This window comes from Pseudomonas sp. LB1P83 (assembly GCF_054897885.1).
In genome coordinates, this window is sequence record NZ_CM142709.1 from 3,866,153 (window position 1) to 3,879,200 (window position 13,048).

The following is a 13,048-nucleotide window of genomic DNA, read 5'->3' on the forward strand; positions in this document are numbered from 1 at the left end:
AAAATCATGAGCGACTTCAACACCCTCGAACTGCTGACCGACCCACGAGGTTTCGCGACCCTGTGGCTCAGCCGTGAAGAAAAGAACAACGCGTTCAACGCCGAAATGATCCGCGAGCTAATTCTCGCGCTGGACAAGGTGTCGACCGATGCCAGCCTGCGGTTTCTGCTGGTGCGCGGCCGCGGCAAGCATTTCAGCGCCGGTGCCGACCTGGCCTGGATGCAGCAATCAGCCGAGCTCGATTACCACACCAACCTCGACGACGCCCGGGAACTGGCGGAGTTGATGTACAACCTCGCCAAACTGAAAATCCCGACGCTGGCCGTGGTGCAAGGCGCGGCCTATGGCGGCGCGCTGGGCCTGATCAGTTGCTGCGACATGGCGATTGGCGCCGATGACGCGCAGTTCTGCCTGTCGGAAGTGCGCATCGGCCTGGCGCCGGCGGTGATCAGCCCGTTCGTGGTGCAAGCCATCGGCGAACGCGCGGCACGCCGTTATGCGCTGACGGCCGAACGTTTCGGCGGGCAACGGGCGCGGGAAATCGGCCTGTTGTCGGAGAGCTATCCGATTAATGAGCTGGAGCAAAAAGTCGAACAGTGGATCGACAACCTGCTGCTCAACAGCCCGGCCGCCATGCGCTCCAGCAAGGAATTGCTGCGCGAAGTCGGCAACGGCGCGTTGACCCCGGCCCTGCGCCGTTACACCGAGAATGCCATCGCCCGCATCCGCGTCAGCCCCGAAGGCCAGGAGGGCCTGCGCGCCTTTCTGCAAAAGCGTCCGCCGAGCTGGCAAGCAACGACCACCACCAAGGAGCCGCGTTGATGAGCGCACCTGTTCTCACCACCCTGCTGGTGGCCAACCGTGGCGAAATCGCCTGCCGGGTGATGCGCACCGCCAAGGCGTTGGGCCTGACCACCGTGGCCGTGCACAGCGCCACTGACCGTGAAGCCCGACACAGTCGCGAAGCGGATATCCGCGTCGACCTCGGCGGCAGCAAAGCCGCTGACAGCTATCTGCAAATCGATAAATTGATCGCTGCGGCCAAGGCCAGCGGCGCTCAGGCGATTCACCCCGGTTATGGCTTTTTGTCCGAGAACGCCGGGTTCGCCCGAGCCATTGAAGACGCTGGCCTGATCTTCCTCGGCCCGCCCGCCTCAGCGATTGACGCGATGGGCAGCAAGTCCGCCGCTAAAGCCTTGATGGAAACCGCCGGTGTGCCCCTGGTGCCCGGCTATCACGGCGAAGCGCAGGACTTCGACACCTTCCGCGACGCCTGCGAACGCATCGGTTATCCGGTACTGCTCAAGGCCACGGCGGGCGGCGGCGGTAAAGGCATGAAAGTGGTTGAGGACGTTAGCCAATTGGCTGAAGCCCTGGCCTCGGCGCAACGCGAGGCGAAATCCTCGTTTGGCGATTCGCGGATGCTGGTGGAGAAATACCTGCTCAAACCGCGTCACGTGGAAATCCAGGTGTTCGCCGATCAGCACGGTAACTGCCTGTACCTCAACGAACGTGACTGCTCGATTCAACGTCGCCACCAGAAAGTCGTCGAAGAAGCGCCCGCTCCAGGCCTGAGCCCGGAACTGCGTCGCGCCATGGGCGAAGCCGCCGTGCGCTCGGCACAGGCCATCGGCTATGTCGGTGCCGGCACCGTGGAGTTTTTGCTGGATTCGCGTGGCGAGTTTTTCTTCATGGAGATGAACACTCGTCTGCAGGTCGAGCACCCGGTGACCGAAGCGATCACCGGCCTTGATCTGGTGGCCTGGCAGATTCGCGTGGCACGCGGTGAAGCGCTGCCGATGACTCAAGAGCAGGTTCCGCTGATCGGCCATGCGATTGAAGTGCGACTGTATGCCGAGGACCCGAGCCATGATTTCCTCCCGGCTACCGGGCGCCTTGCGTTGTATCGCGAATCGGCTGAAGGACCGGGCCGTCGGGTCGACAGCGGTGTTGAAGAAGGCGATGAGATCTCGCCGTTCTACGACCCGATGCTAGGCAAGTTGATTGCCTGGGGCGAAGACCGTGAACAAGCGCGGCTGCGCTTGTTGAGCATGCTCGATGAGTTTGCGATCGGCGGGCTCAAGACCAACATCAACTTCCTGCGCCGGATCGTCGGCCATCCGGCGTTTGCGGCGGCGGAACTGGATACCGGGTTTATTCCGCGTTATCAGGAGCAATTGCTGCCAGAGCCTGCGGACCTTAGTGAAGATTTCTGGCAAGCCGCCGCTCAGGCGGTTGCCCAGAGCCGAGTGAGCTCTCCGCGTGCTGATGACCCGAGTTCGCCTTGGGGTGTGGGCAATGGTTTCCGGGCCGGATTGCCGAGGGAAATCACCCTTCACTTGAGCTGCGAAGGACAAGACCGGGCGCTCACATTAGGTAACGCTGATGCCCACACCGCACAACTCAAGGGCGAACAGCTGCTGACCGAACACAACGGTGTGCGTCGCCAGCACCGGGCAATCCGTCGTGGCGAGGTTGTGTACCTGCAATGGGAAGGTGAATTGCGCCGCATTGAGTCCTACGACCCGATCAGCGCCGTCGAAGCCAGTCACAGTCATCAGGGTGGGCTCACCGCCCCCATGAACGGTAGCATCGTGCGTGTGCTGGTCGAGGCCGGGCAAACGGTCGAAGCCGGGGCGCAACTGGTGGTGCTGGAAGCGATGAAGATGGAGCACAGCATTCGCGCGCCTCACGCCGGGGTGATCAAGGCGTTGTATTGCCAGGAAGGCGAGATGGTCAGCGAAGGCAGTGCGTTGGTCGAGCTGGAAGAAGCGTGAAATGAAGATCGGTCCTACGCATCGCGCGGACCGATCTGACTAGAACTTGGCCGTTGCCTGAACCACTACACCGAGAATTCGGCACTCTTCGGTGAAAAGGGCTTTCGGATACGTCGGATTGAGCGGGACCAGGTAACGCTGCCCGCCCTCTTCGATCAGCTTGCGAAAGATCGCTTCGATGCTGTCCGCCCATTGCGCGATCACCAGCTTCCCGGGTTCCGGCACGATGGCTGGGTCCACCAGGATCATCATGCCCTCGGCAATGCTGATACCGCTGGGTGCGGTCATCGCGTCGCCGACCACCTCGAGCCAGAATGCCGCGCCCTGAGCGTGGTAATCGGTCAGTTCGAAACGCGGCTTGCCGTAGACCGACAGCTCACCGTCACGCACCTCGGCAGGCACGCGCCAGTCACTGACCGGGTAACGGAAGTAGGGGTTGTACTTTTGCGTCAGGGACATCTCGTCGTCCTGCAGCACTAAAGGCTCCCGAATCACCATCGCCACTTCCAGAAAATCCATCCCGAGCGCCCGCAAGACACGATTCATGTCTTCGATGCTCGGCTGACGGCGTTTATTCAGCCAGTGACCCACGCCGCCCTGGGACATCCCGAGGCGATCGGCGAGTACTTCCTGAGTGACTTTGAGCTCACTCATCTTGGCTTTGACCAACTCAATCCATTTATCCATGGGCGGCACGATACGTGGCGTTCTCCGAGCAACAAAACACAAATTGTAGTATTTAAATTCTCGTCACAAATACAGTTCGTACTAGGATTGGTTCACGGATCTGAATCTATCACGGAGTTTGCCCTCGCCATGACGTTACCCAGCAATGACCTGTCGGATATGCAAATGGACACCACCCTCACCTCGCCCAAAGGCAACGCCGCCGCGCAAAAAGCCTTGGACTATTACTTGAAACCAACTGTGTCAGAGGCGGTGGTCGAGGAGCGATTTTTTGATGTAAACCCTGCCGTCAGCGGTGAAGAGGCGCTGGTGCATGCGTCGGACCTGTTGCGTTGTGCCGCAGCGACTGCCTACGAGTCGGCCAGCAACCTGCACGGCGCGAGTCGGGACCTGGCCTTTTCGACGGTGCATATGATCGACATGGCAAAGGCGATGATTGATCGTTCTTTACAGGGACAGAGCGTCTGAGTCGGACGTGCTTTTTGGAGGGGAGGAAAGGAAAGAATTTTCCAATCGCGCAGATAAAATCATTTGACTTGCAAACGAGAATGATTATTATTGCATGCAGCTGGTCGCGAGATCAGTCGATGGACCAAGAGACCTTAGGTCGGTCTCCTGGACTATCTCCTCATCAGGCTAATCACGGTTTTTGACCCGGCTTTTTGCCGGGTCTTTTTTTTGCCAGTTATTCTGGCTTTGGCTTCAGGCTAATGAAGTCTTCGGGTGTTGCGAATTCGATTGGCGCGGATGATATCAAAAGAATATCGATTGGCAAGAGAAGCCCGGCATCATTGGCCCAAACTAATGAAAAATAGCACTTGAGAATCAATTGCACAGTCTCTAAGCTGCGTCTGCGTCAAGGAGGACGCCCCCACTTTCACCCCGCAATTTCCCCCGGTTTTTCCCTTCCCAGCGTGTAAAGTAGCAGCCATAAAATCATATTCAGGAATCGACTATGACCGTGGCTAAATCCTCTTTCGACATCAGCGCAAATTTTGACAGCGGCAACATTGAAGTGCTGGACATCAGCAATCCGCTTCAAGCGCTGCTGGCCATCAAACCAGACACCCGCAGCCAGCATTTCCAATGGTTCCACTTCAAGGCCAGCGGTCTGCACGTCGGTCAGGAGCACTGGTTTCGTCTGAACAATGCCAGCAAGTCTTCATACAACAAGGCCTGGGACGGTTATCAGGCAGTGGCGTCCTACGACCACGTCAACTGGTTCCGCGTACCGACCATCTTCGAAGGCGACTGCCTGCGTTTCAGCCTTGAAGCCACCGCCACTCACGCCTGGTTTGCGTATTTCGAGCCCTACAGCCGTGGCCGTCACGACTGGTTGATCGAGCAGGCGCTGACCAAGGCCGGGACTCAATTGCTGGCCACCGGCAAAAGCGCCGAAGGCCGTGACATCCAGTTGCTGCGTAAAGGCACCGGCGCCGAAAGTCAGCGCAAGGTCTGGATGATTGCCCAGCAGCACCCCGGCGAACACATGGCCGAGTGGTTCATGGAAGGCGTGATCGAACGCCTGGAAAAGCACGACGACCCGGTACTGAACAAACTGCTGGCCAGCGCCGACCTGTACCTGGTGCCGAACATGAACCCGGACGGCGCCTTCCACGGTCACCTGCGCACCAACGCCATGGGTCAGGACCTTAACCGCGCCTGGCAGAGCGCCAGCCAGGAAGTCAGCCCGGAAGTGCTGTTCGTTCAGCAGCAAATGGAAGCGTACGGCGTCGACTTGTTTCTCGACATCCACGGCGATGAAGAAATCCCCTACGTGTTCACCGCCGGTTGCGAAGGCAACCCGGGCTATACGCCGCGGATCGAAAAACTCGAAGAGCATTTCCGCAGCCATCTGAAACACCTGACCAAGGACTTCCAGACCAAGCACGGTTACACCCGCGACGAACCGGGCAAAGCCAACATGACGCTGGCCTGCAACAGTGTCGGTCAGAAATACGACTGCCTGTCGCTGACCCTGGAGATGCCCTTCAAGGACAACAACGACGCGCCCAACGCACTGACCGGTTGGTCGGGCAAACGCTCGAAGCAATTGGGCAAGGACGTGCTGACGACCGTTGCCGATATGATCGATACCCTGCGCTGATAAAGCGCCCCCTGTAGCAGCTGCCGAAGGCTGCGTTCGGCTGCGAAGCAGTCGTAATTCGGACACCTCGGTTGATATGAAAGACCGCGGTGTTTGATTTACGACTGCTGCGCAGCCGAACGCAGGCTGCGCCAGCTGCTACAGAAGATCAGCCGCGATCCTTCCCTCGCAACATGCTGTCCAGCACATCATCGCGCCGCACCCAACCGTGAAACAACGCTGCCGCCAGATGCAGCAGCACGGTCAGAAACAGCAAATACGCCAGATACCCATGAGCCTTGCGCAAAAACGCAAACATCTGCGCATTGGCCGGCAGGATCGACGGCAACTGAATCGAATTGCTGAGCATCACCGGGTCCCCCGCCGCCGAAATCATCGCCCAACCCAGCAGCGGCAAAATCAACATCAAGGCGTACAGCAAGACATGCGAGGCCTTCGCCGCCAGCGCCTGCCAACCGGGCAAATCCGCCGGCAATGGGGGTTGTTGAGTGGAAAAGCGTACGACCAGACGCACGATCACCAGCAGCAAAATAGCAACGCCCAACGGTTTGTGCAGATGGATCAGCCACTCATGCCGCTCGGACACCGAGGCCACCATCCCCGCGCCGATAAACAGCATCGCAATGATCATCAGCGCCATCAGCCAATGCAGCAGCCGCGCCAACGGCGCGAAATGGTTCGGTTGAGCGCTCATTGTTGAACCTCCTGTTTAGCGTTGGCGGCAGGCAACTGGCTGACTTCACTGGTGCGGCGCAGGTAGGAACTGGCGTAACCTGCTGAACGTGCGGCAAGCAATGGGTCGTCGGAACCTTCGATACCGGCCGGCAATACGAGCGGGTCGTAGTTGATGTCGCGGCACTCGCCATCGAGTTGCGGTTGAGTGCGTTCAAGCACCAAGGTGCCGGCGTTGACTACTTTGCGGCCGTCAGGCCAGGCTTTGCTGGCGTCGTTGACCGGGTCACCGGGGTTCGCCAGAGTGATGTTCAACTGCCAACGCAGCGGCCCGGCGGATATACGCTGAACCAGGTCTTTTTCCAGGAAGTCAGCCCCTTCAGGCGCCGTGGCACCGGCAGCATCCTGTGCAATCGGCGTCATGCTCCAGCGCACCGCTTGCCGCTGACCGGACGCATTGACCAGATAAAACGCGTTGACGCTGTTGTACGTCTCCGTCGCGTAACTGGCCGACGGCTTGGCCGTCTTGATCCAGGCCAGAAACGGCGCTGCTTCCGGATGAGCACCAAAAAACGCCGGAACCGCAGCAGGATTCGGTTTACCCGTGGCCGGGTCCGGCGACTGAGCCTGCTGCAATTGATAGAACGCTTCCGGCGTGCCCACGGGGAACACCGGCATGCTGTTCATCCCGGTGCGCCATTGCTGGCCGTTAGCCTGAGTGAAACGCAGCGCCATGCTGCGGATCGGCACGCTGCTGTCAGGCGCATAAGGATTGCCCGCGGGTAACGCGAAACGCCCCACCACCGGTGTCTGCGCCTCATTGAACACCTGCGCACTGGAATAAGTGCGCGCCTCGCCGCTGCTCTCGAAATGCCCGATCACGCACACCCCTTTGGAGTGATTACGCCGGAACCCCGGGTGCACGCCATTGTTGGTTTCCAGCACGTTGATCAGTTTTTTCGGCGTCAGACGCTGTGGGTCAAAGGTGCCGTTGACGTAGGCAAAAGCCCCGGCCAACGCAGCAACCACCACAGCGATGCCGGCCAGGCGCAATGTCAGGCTTGCGGTACTCAGCGGTGGCCGGGTGGGCGGTGATGAACGATCTACCATGAATGACTCCAGGGCCATCGGCCACAAGTGAGAAGAATCAAGCAGACGTACGCCACAACGCTTTATTCCATCGCCCGGTATTTATTTCTTCAGGCGTGGAATAACCTCAAGTGCCGGGCGTCTTCCTAGTCCCAAGCGTAGTGACTAGTCAGAACTTCATGAACGATATCGACGAACAACTCAGAGAAATCATTCCCAGATTGCGGCGATTTGCCGTGTCGTTGACACGCAATCCCAGCAGCGCGGACGATCTGGTGCAGTCGAGCCTGGAGCGAGCCCTCTCCAGTTGGGGCGACAAACGCCCCGAAGGCGACTTGCGCGCCTGGTTGTTTTCGATACTTTATCGACAGTTTCTCGACGCTCACCGACGCTCACGGCGTTATGCGCGGATGCTCGAATTCTTTACCGGCCGCGACGATGCTCAGCCGTCGGTTGAACGCACCGTGATTGCCCAATCAACCCTGCAAGCCTTCGACCGGCTCACCACTGAACAGCGCGCGCTGCTGCTCTGGGTGTCGGTGGAAGGTTTGAGTTATAAAGAGGTCGCCGAGATTCTCGACGTCCCCACTGGCACCGTGATGTCCCGCCTGTCCCGCGCCCGTCAGGCCTTGCGCCAACTCAGCGACGGCGAAATCACCAGCCCTTCTCTGCGGATACTCAAATGATCAGCATTCCCCCGAGCGAACGCGACCTGCACGCCTACGTCGATCATCAACTCAATGACGCCGACCGACGCCTGGTCGAGACTTACCTGGCCAGCAATCCTGAAACCGCCGCGCAAGTACGCGACTGGCAGCAGGACGCCCAACAACTGCGCGCGGCCATGAGCGGCGCGTTGCACTATACGGCCAACCCGGACCTCGACCCGACGCTGATTCGCCAACGCCTCAAACGCCAGTCCCGCCGTCATCTGGCCAGCGCTGCGGTGCTGTTGATTGCGGTCAGCGTGGGTGGATTGAGCGGTTGGCAGGCGCGGGAAATGACCCTCGTCAGCGCGTCACCACCGATGACCGATGCGATGCAGGCTTACCGCTTGATCGCCCAGCAAGGCATCCTGCCGGCCGACTACAAGGTCAGCGACGATGGCGATATGCAGGGCTGGCTCGACCGTTATTTCAGCCACGCCAACCGTCTGCCGGACCTGGCGAGTTCAGGTTACAAACCGGTCAGCGGCCGTTTGCTCAGCACCGAGCAAGGGCCGGCGGCGATGGTGGTTTACGAGGACCAGGGCGGGCACAAGATCAGCTTCTACGTGCGACCGCCAGGGCCGAAAAACAACCTGCTGCCCCGCGGCAGTCGCAGCGATGGCGAGTTGCAGGCCGAGTATTGGTCCGGTGCCGGCTACAACTATGCGATGGTCAGCCCGAGCGATACGCCGGCGGCGCAGATGCTCAAGCAGACCACCCAGTTCTAACCACACCACAATCCCCCTGTAGGAGTGAGCCTGCTCGCGATAGCGGACTGTCAGTCAGCAAAGAGGTTGCCTGACAGTCCGCTATCGCGAGCAGGCTCACTCCTACAGGGGGGGCGACGCTTATTGGAGAGTGTGTTTAGCCCTGCCCGAATACTTGCGAAGGCCGGCGCAGCAGCGGATCGAACGGATTAATCCGCGGCCCAATCAGCGCTGCTTCGCGCTTGAGCATGTCCACCACCGTCGGCAAACGATCCGGCCCCAGGCGATCACTCACCGTGGCCACGCTCAACGCCGCCACGGCCCGTCCTTCACGATCCAGAATCGGCACCGCCACACCGGCCATGCCTTGCAGCACGCCAGTGTTACGCCCGGCATACCCCAGCGTGCGCACATTCTCGACTTCCGAGCGCAGGAACACCTCGTCGTACAGGTGAAAATCCTTGAGCCGCGGCAGGTTGTAATGGATCACCGTATCGCGCTCCTCTTCCGGCAGAAACGCCAGAATCGCCAGGCTGCCCTGCCCCACACCCAGCGCCACCCGCCCGCCGATATCGCCGGTAAAGGTGCGAATCGGAAACGGCCCTTCACTGCGGTCCAGGCAGATCGCATCAAACCCGCTGCGCGCCAGTAAAAACAACGAATCCCCCAACGAGGCCGACAGCCGCAACAACGACGGCCGCACCAGTTCGCGCAGATTTCCGGTGTTGCCGGCGCGCGCCGCCAGCGCGAAAAATTCCAGGCTCAGGCGATAGCGTTTACTGCGAGCGTCCTGCTCGACCATGCCTTCGTCCATCAAGCTGCGTAGCAAGCGGTGCGTGGTCGGTTGCGACAGACCGATGCGCTGCGCCAGTTGTGTCACACGCTCCCCGCCCTCGACCGTGTCGCCCAGGCTGCGCAACACCGCAAACAATCTGGAGACAGCCCCGACACCGACTTCATTTTTGTTTTCATTCCGCTCAATGGAATCAGGCATGTGATTTCTCGACAATAAATTTACTCACTGAATGAAACTGAAAATAGTCATCGCTTCAGTGAAATAGGCCATTGAGCCCATCCTAGTCTTCGTCCTACTCTGCGTCCAGACAGGGGCGATTCGAACAACAGCGGCAGCCGACTGAAGTCGAGCGCCAACGCACCCAGCAACATCTTTCGTATCTGCCCATACAAAAAAGCGCGCCTTCGGGTGACGCATAACAATCTCAGGTGGAGCGCAGTTATGGCTTTTGTGCAACTTGAAGGACTCGGCAAACGTTATGGTGAGATTGATGCCGTCGTCGCCACCCACCTCTCGGTCGAGAAAGGTGAGTTCGTGTCCCTGCTAGGCCCGTCCGGATGCGGCAAAACCACCACCCTGCAAATGATCGCCGGCTTCGTTGAAGTCAGCAGCGGACGCATCCTGCTGGACGGTCGCGACATCACCCACGCCAAACCCGCCAGTCGCGGCTTGGGTGTGGTGTTTCAGAGTTACGCGCTGTTCCCGCACATGACCGTCAAAGACAACGTCGCCTTCGGCCTGCGGATGCGCAAAGTGCCCGCCGCCGAGTTGCAAAAACGGGTCGATCGGGTGCTGAAACTGGTGCGTCTGAATCAGCACGCCGAGCGCTACCCGCGAGAACTCTCCGGTGGCCAGCGCCAGCGTGTCGCACTCGCCCGGGCCCTGGTGATCGAGCCGCCCGTACTGCTGCTCGATGAGCCGCTGTCCAACCTCGACGCCAACCTGCGCGAAGAGATGCAGTTCGAAATTCGCCGCATCCAGCGTGAAGTCGGGATCACCACGCTGATGGTCACCCACGACCAGTCCGAAGCGCTGTCCATCAGCGACCGCGTGGTGGTGATGCAGGCCGGGCGCATCACTCAGATCGACGCGCCCTACACCCTTTACGAACACCCGCGCACCGAGTTCATTTCCGGTTTCGTCGGCAAAGCCAATCTGCTGCCGGGTGAGCGTGATGGAGCGGGCGTGGTTCAGGTGCGCAGTGGCGGAGAACTCACTCTGAGCCTGCGTCCAGAAAAAATCGATCTGCGGGACAAAGGCCAGGGCCGTCTGCAAGGCAAAATCGTCAGCCGGTTCTTCCTCGGCAGCCAATGGTTGTACGGCGTTTCGACCCCCTTGGGCGAACTCAGCGTGGTGCGCCGCAACGACGGTTCGGCGCCCTTGACCGAAGGCACGGCGGTCGGCCTCGATTGGGAAGCGACGTTGCTGCGGGTGTTGAGTGTCGATGAGGTGCCGGCATGAATACGCTGGCCGCCATTCGCCAGGGACGCCAGGGATATTGGCTGTCGGCACCCGCCCTGGCGTTGTACCTCGGGCTGCTGATCATCCCGCTGCTGCTGACCTTGGTGCTATCGTTCAACGTCTTCGACTACAGCTCGGGGATCAACGGCGACGCCTTCACCCTCGACCACTACAGCAGCTTGCTGGGTGACCCGTACTTCTATGAAATCTTCCTGCGCACGATGTGGATCAGCGCCCTGACCACCCTGCTCTGCGTGGTGATCGGCGTGCCCGAGGCATACATTCTCAGCCGCATGGGCGCGCCCTGGCGCTCGATTTTCCTGATTCTGATCCTCACACCGCTGCTGATTTCGGTGGTGGTGCGCGCCTTCGGCTGGAGCCTGCTGCTCGGTGCTGACGGGCTGGTCAATCAGACCCTGCAAGCCTTCGGTGGCTCGCCGATGAAGTTGCTGTACACGCCGTTCGCAGTGGTGATCGCGCTGGTCCACGTGATGCTGCCGTTCATGATCATTCCGGTCTGGACATCGCTGCAGAAACTCGACCCCGCCGCCGAACAGGCCGCGCTGTCGCTGGGCGCCAGTCACTTCACCGTCATGCGCCAGGTGGTGTTGCCCCAGATCATGCCCGGTGTGCTGTCAGGCACGTTGATTGTGTTCGGCCTCGCGGCCAGCTCGTTCGCCATTCCCGGTCTGCTCGGCGGGCGTCGCCTGAAAATGGTCGCGACGCTGATCTACGACCAGTACCTGTCGGAGCTCAACTGGCCGATGGGCGCGGCCATCGCGGTCGCACTGCTGTTGCTCAACCTGCTGATCATGCTGTCGTGGAACCGGATGATCGAAGGCCGCTACAAGAAGTCATTGGGATAACTCGTCATGTCCAAGAACGGTCCTTTCGCCCTGCTGTTCCATGCCCTGGTGGTGCTGTTCATGCTCGCGCCGCTGGTGGTGGTGTGCCTCGTGGCCTTCACCCCGGAAAACACCCTGAGCCTGCCAACTACCGAGTTTTCCCTGCGCTGGTTTCGCGCGGTGTTCGAGCGTGCCGACTTTGTCGATGCGTTCTACAACAGCCTGATTCTTGCGTTCTGCGCGGCCAGTATTGCCACGCTGATTGCGGTGCCGGCAGCGCTGGCGATCACGCGTTTCGAGTTCCCTGGACGGGACTTTCTCAACGGTCTGTTTCTGTCGCCGATCATCATTCCGCACCTGGTACTCGGCGTCGCGTTACTGCGGTTGTTTGCGCTGATGGGCGTCAACGGCAGCTTCGCGTGGCTGATCTTCGCCCATGTGCTGGTGATCACACCGTATGTGTTGCGGTTGGTGCTGGCGTCGGCCATTGGCCTGGATCGCAGTGCCGAGCATGCCGCGCAATCGTTGGGTGCCGGGCGCTTCACGCTGTTCCGGGAAATCACCTTGCCGATGATTCTGCCGGGGGTCGCCGGTGGCTGGCTGCTGGCGTTCATCAACAGTTTTGACGAGGTCACGCTGTCGATCTTCGTCACCTCGCCGGCCACACAAACCCTGCCGGTGCGCATGTACGTGTACGCCACCGAATCCATCGACCCGATGATGGCGGCGGTGTCGGCACTGGTGATCGGGCTGACCGCGCTGACCATGATTCTGCTCGATCGGGTGTATGGCCTGGATCGGGTGCTGGTGGGTAAACAATGAGGGCGCCATGGCTCTGCTGAAACGACTGGCCGAAGGCGACCGCCCGGCCTTGGACTTTACCCTGGACGGTGAACCGGCCAGCGGCCTGCTCGGTGACACGCTGCTGACCGCGGTGCTGACCTGCAGCGAACACCTGCGCGGCAGCGACTTCAGCGCCGAACCCCGCGCCGGCTTCTGCCTGATGGGTGCCTGCCAGGACTGCTGGGTTCGCCTGGGCGATGGCCGCCGCGTACGCGCCTGCTCGACACTGCTTGAAGCCGGCCAAAAAATCAGCCGCGAACCGGGGCGCACCCTATGAACACATTTCCCACCCGCAGAACCGAAATCCCCTGTGGGAGCGAGCCTGCTCGCGATAGCAATCTGTCAGTCACCACCCAT

At 60.3% G+C, this 13,048-nt stretch carries 14 protein-coding genes; 10 read left to right on the plus strand and 4 right to left on the minus strand.

Annotated elements, in window-relative coordinates; all coding sequences use genetic code 11:
- Window positions 1–6 precede the first annotated feature (6 nt).
- The gene (locus tag ACYZTY_RS17830) at window positions 7–822 is read left to right on the plus strand and encodes a gamma-carboxygeranoyl-CoA hydratase (protein WP_461954816.1); all 816 of its coding nucleotides are present in this window, start codon (window positions 7–9) and stop codon (window positions 820–822) included.
- Entirely contained in the window at window positions 822–2,777 is a 1,956-nt protein-coding gene (locus ACYZTY_RS17835) for an acetyl/propionyl/methylcrotonyl-CoA carboxylase subunit alpha (RefSeq protein WP_461954817.1), read from the plus strand. Before ACYZTY_RS17830 ends, ACYZTY_RS17835 begins: the two co-directional genes overlap by 1 nt.
- 39 nt (window positions 2,778–2,816) lie before the next feature.
- Here the strand turns inward: ACYZTY_RS17835 and ACYZTY_RS17840 are convergent, their stop codons facing one another.
- The gene (locus ACYZTY_RS17840; RefSeq protein ID WP_461954818.1) at window positions 2,817–3,464 is read right to left on the minus strand and encodes a LexA family protein; all 648 of its coding nucleotides are present in this window, start codon (window positions 3,462–3,464) and stop codon (window positions 2,817–2,819) included.
- A gap of 129 nt (window positions 3,465–3,593) precedes the next feature.
- Between ACYZTY_RS17840 and ACYZTY_RS17845 the strand changes: the two genes are divergently transcribed.
- Complete coding sequence (locus ACYZTY_RS17845) at window positions 3,594–3,932, plus strand: DUF6124 family protein (protein WP_461954819.1); 339 nt, start codon at window positions 3,594–3,596, stop codon at window positions 3,930–3,932.
- A 487-nt stretch (window positions 3,933–4,419) separates the two neighbouring features.
- Window positions 4,420–5,571 carry a M14 family metallopeptidase gene (locus tag ACYZTY_RS17850; protein ID WP_461954820.1) on the plus strand — a complete coding sequence of 384 codons (1,152 nt, stop codon included), beginning with the start codon at window positions 4,420–4,422 and terminating at the stop codon, window positions 5,569–5,571.
- Window positions 5,572–5,719: 148 nt separating this feature from the next.
- Here ACYZTY_RS17850 and ACYZTY_RS17855 read toward each other — a convergent pair whose 3' ends face one another.
- Together ACYZTY_RS17855 and ACYZTY_RS17860 are read right to left on the minus strand one after the other, a co-directional pair.
- Window positions 5,720–6,265: a cytochrome b gene (locus ACYZTY_RS17855; protein ID WP_461954821.1), complete on the minus strand. Its 546-nt coding sequence runs from the start codon at window positions 6,263–6,265 to the stop codon at window positions 5,720–5,722.
- Complete coding sequence (locus tag ACYZTY_RS17860; RefSeq protein ID WP_461954822.1) at window positions 6,262–7,353, minus strand: catalase family peroxidase; 1,092 nt, start codon at window positions 7,351–7,353, stop codon at window positions 6,262–6,264. Before ACYZTY_RS17860 ends, ACYZTY_RS17855 begins: the two co-directional genes overlap by 4 nt.
- Window positions 7,354–7,511: 158 nt before the next feature.
- On the opposite strand from ACYZTY_RS17860, the gene ACYZTY_RS17865 reads away from it, so the two are divergent.
- On the plus strand, window positions 7,512–8,018 hold the full coding sequence (locus tag ACYZTY_RS17865; protein WP_461954823.1) for an RNA polymerase sigma factor: 507 nt from the start codon (window positions 7,512–7,514) through the stop codon (window positions 8,016–8,018).
- The gene (locus ACYZTY_RS17870; protein WP_461954824.1) at window positions 8,015–8,767 is read left to right on the plus strand and encodes an anti-sigma factor family protein; all 753 of its coding nucleotides are present in this window, start codon (window positions 8,015–8,017) and stop codon (window positions 8,765–8,767) included. The genes ACYZTY_RS17865 and ACYZTY_RS17870 overlap by 4 nt, the downstream gene beginning before the upstream one ends.
- A 136-nt stretch (window positions 8,768–8,903) precedes the next feature.
- On the opposite strand, the gene ACYZTY_RS17875 is transcribed toward ACYZTY_RS17870, so the two are convergent.
- Window positions 8,904–9,740: an IclR family transcriptional regulator gene (locus tag ACYZTY_RS17875; RefSeq protein WP_461954825.1), complete on the minus strand. Its 837-nt coding sequence runs from the start codon at window positions 9,738–9,740 to the stop codon at window positions 8,904–8,906.
- A gap of 243 nt (window positions 9,741–9,983) precedes the next feature.
- Between ACYZTY_RS17875 and ACYZTY_RS17880 the strand changes: the two genes are divergently transcribed.
- From ACYZTY_RS17880 to ACYZTY_RS17895, 4 genes are read left to right on the plus strand one after another with little or no spacing between them, the layout of a single operon-like run.
- Window positions 9,984–11,003 carry an ABC transporter ATP-binding protein gene (locus tag ACYZTY_RS17880; protein WP_461954826.1) on the plus strand — a complete coding sequence of 340 codons (1,020 nt, stop codon included), beginning with the start codon at window positions 9,984–9,986 and terminating at the stop codon, window positions 11,001–11,003.
- The gene (locus ACYZTY_RS17885) at window positions 11,000–11,869 is read left to right on the plus strand and encodes an ABC transporter permease (protein WP_461954827.1); all 870 of its coding nucleotides are present in this window, start codon (window positions 11,000–11,002) and stop codon (window positions 11,867–11,869) included. Before ACYZTY_RS17880 ends, ACYZTY_RS17885 begins: the two co-directional genes overlap by 4 nt.
- A gap of 6 nt (window positions 11,870–11,875) precedes the next feature.
- Entirely contained in the window at window positions 11,876–12,670 is a 795-nt protein-coding gene (locus tag ACYZTY_RS17890) for an ABC transporter permease (RefSeq protein WP_077749753.1), read from the plus strand.
- 7 nt (window positions 12,671–12,677) lie between these two features.
- Window positions 12,678–12,968, plus strand: a complete 291-nt coding sequence (locus ACYZTY_RS17895) for a (2Fe-2S)-binding protein (protein ID WP_461954828.1) — start codon at window positions 12,678–12,680, stop codon at window positions 12,966–12,968.
- Window positions 12,969–13,048 lie beyond the last annotated feature (80 nt).

Coding starts and splice junctions, on each gene's coding strand:
- ACYZTY_RS17885 (WP_461954827.1), top strand. CDS start 11,000: ATGAATACGCTGGCCGCCATTCGCCAGGGACGCCAGGGATATTGGCTG.
- ACYZTY_RS17895 (WP_461954828.1), top strand. CDS start 12,678: ATGGCTCTGCTGAAACGACTGGCCGAAGGCGACCGCCCGGCCTTGGAC.
- ACYZTY_RS17875 (WP_461954825.1), bottom strand. CDS start 9,740: ATGCCTGATTCCATTGAGCGGAATGAAAACAAAAATGAAGTCGGTGTC.
- ACYZTY_RS17830 (WP_461954816.1), top strand. CDS start 7: ATGAGCGACTTCAACACCCTCGAACTGCTGACCGACCCACGAGGTTTC.
- ACYZTY_RS17880 (WP_461954826.1), top strand. CDS start 9,984: ATGGCTTTTGTGCAACTTGAAGGACTCGGCAAACGTTATGGTGAGATT.
- ACYZTY_RS17845 (WP_461954819.1), top strand. CDS start 3,594: ATGACGTTACCCAGCAATGACCTGTCGGATATGCAAATGGACACCACC.
- ACYZTY_RS17865 (WP_461954823.1), top strand. CDS start 7,512: ATGAACGATATCGACGAACAACTCAGAGAAATCATTCCCAGATTGCGG.
- ACYZTY_RS17840 (WP_461954818.1), bottom strand. CDS start 3,464: ATGGATAAATGGATTGAGTTGGTCAAAGCCAAGATGAGTGAGCTCAAA.
- ACYZTY_RS17890 (WP_077749753.1), top strand. CDS start 11,876: ATGTCCAAGAACGGTCCTTTCGCCCTGCTGTTCCATGCCCTGGTGGTG.
- ACYZTY_RS17860 (WP_461954822.1), bottom strand. CDS start 7,353: ATGGTAGATCGTTCATCACCGCCCACCCGGCCACCGCTGAGTACCGCA.
- ACYZTY_RS17835 (WP_461954817.1), top strand. CDS start 822: ATGAGCGCACCTGTTCTCACCACCCTGCTGGTGGCCAACCGTGGCGAA.
- ACYZTY_RS17855 (WP_461954821.1), bottom strand. CDS start 6,265: ATGAGCGCTCAACCGAACCATTTCGCGCCGTTGGCGCGGCTGCTGCAT.
- ACYZTY_RS17850 (WP_461954820.1), top strand. CDS start 4,420: ATGACCGTGGCTAAATCCTCTTTCGACATCAGCGCAAATTTTGACAGC.
- ACYZTY_RS17870 (WP_461954824.1), top strand. CDS start 8,015: ATGATCAGCATTCCCCCGAGCGAACGCGACCTGCACGCCTACGTCGAT.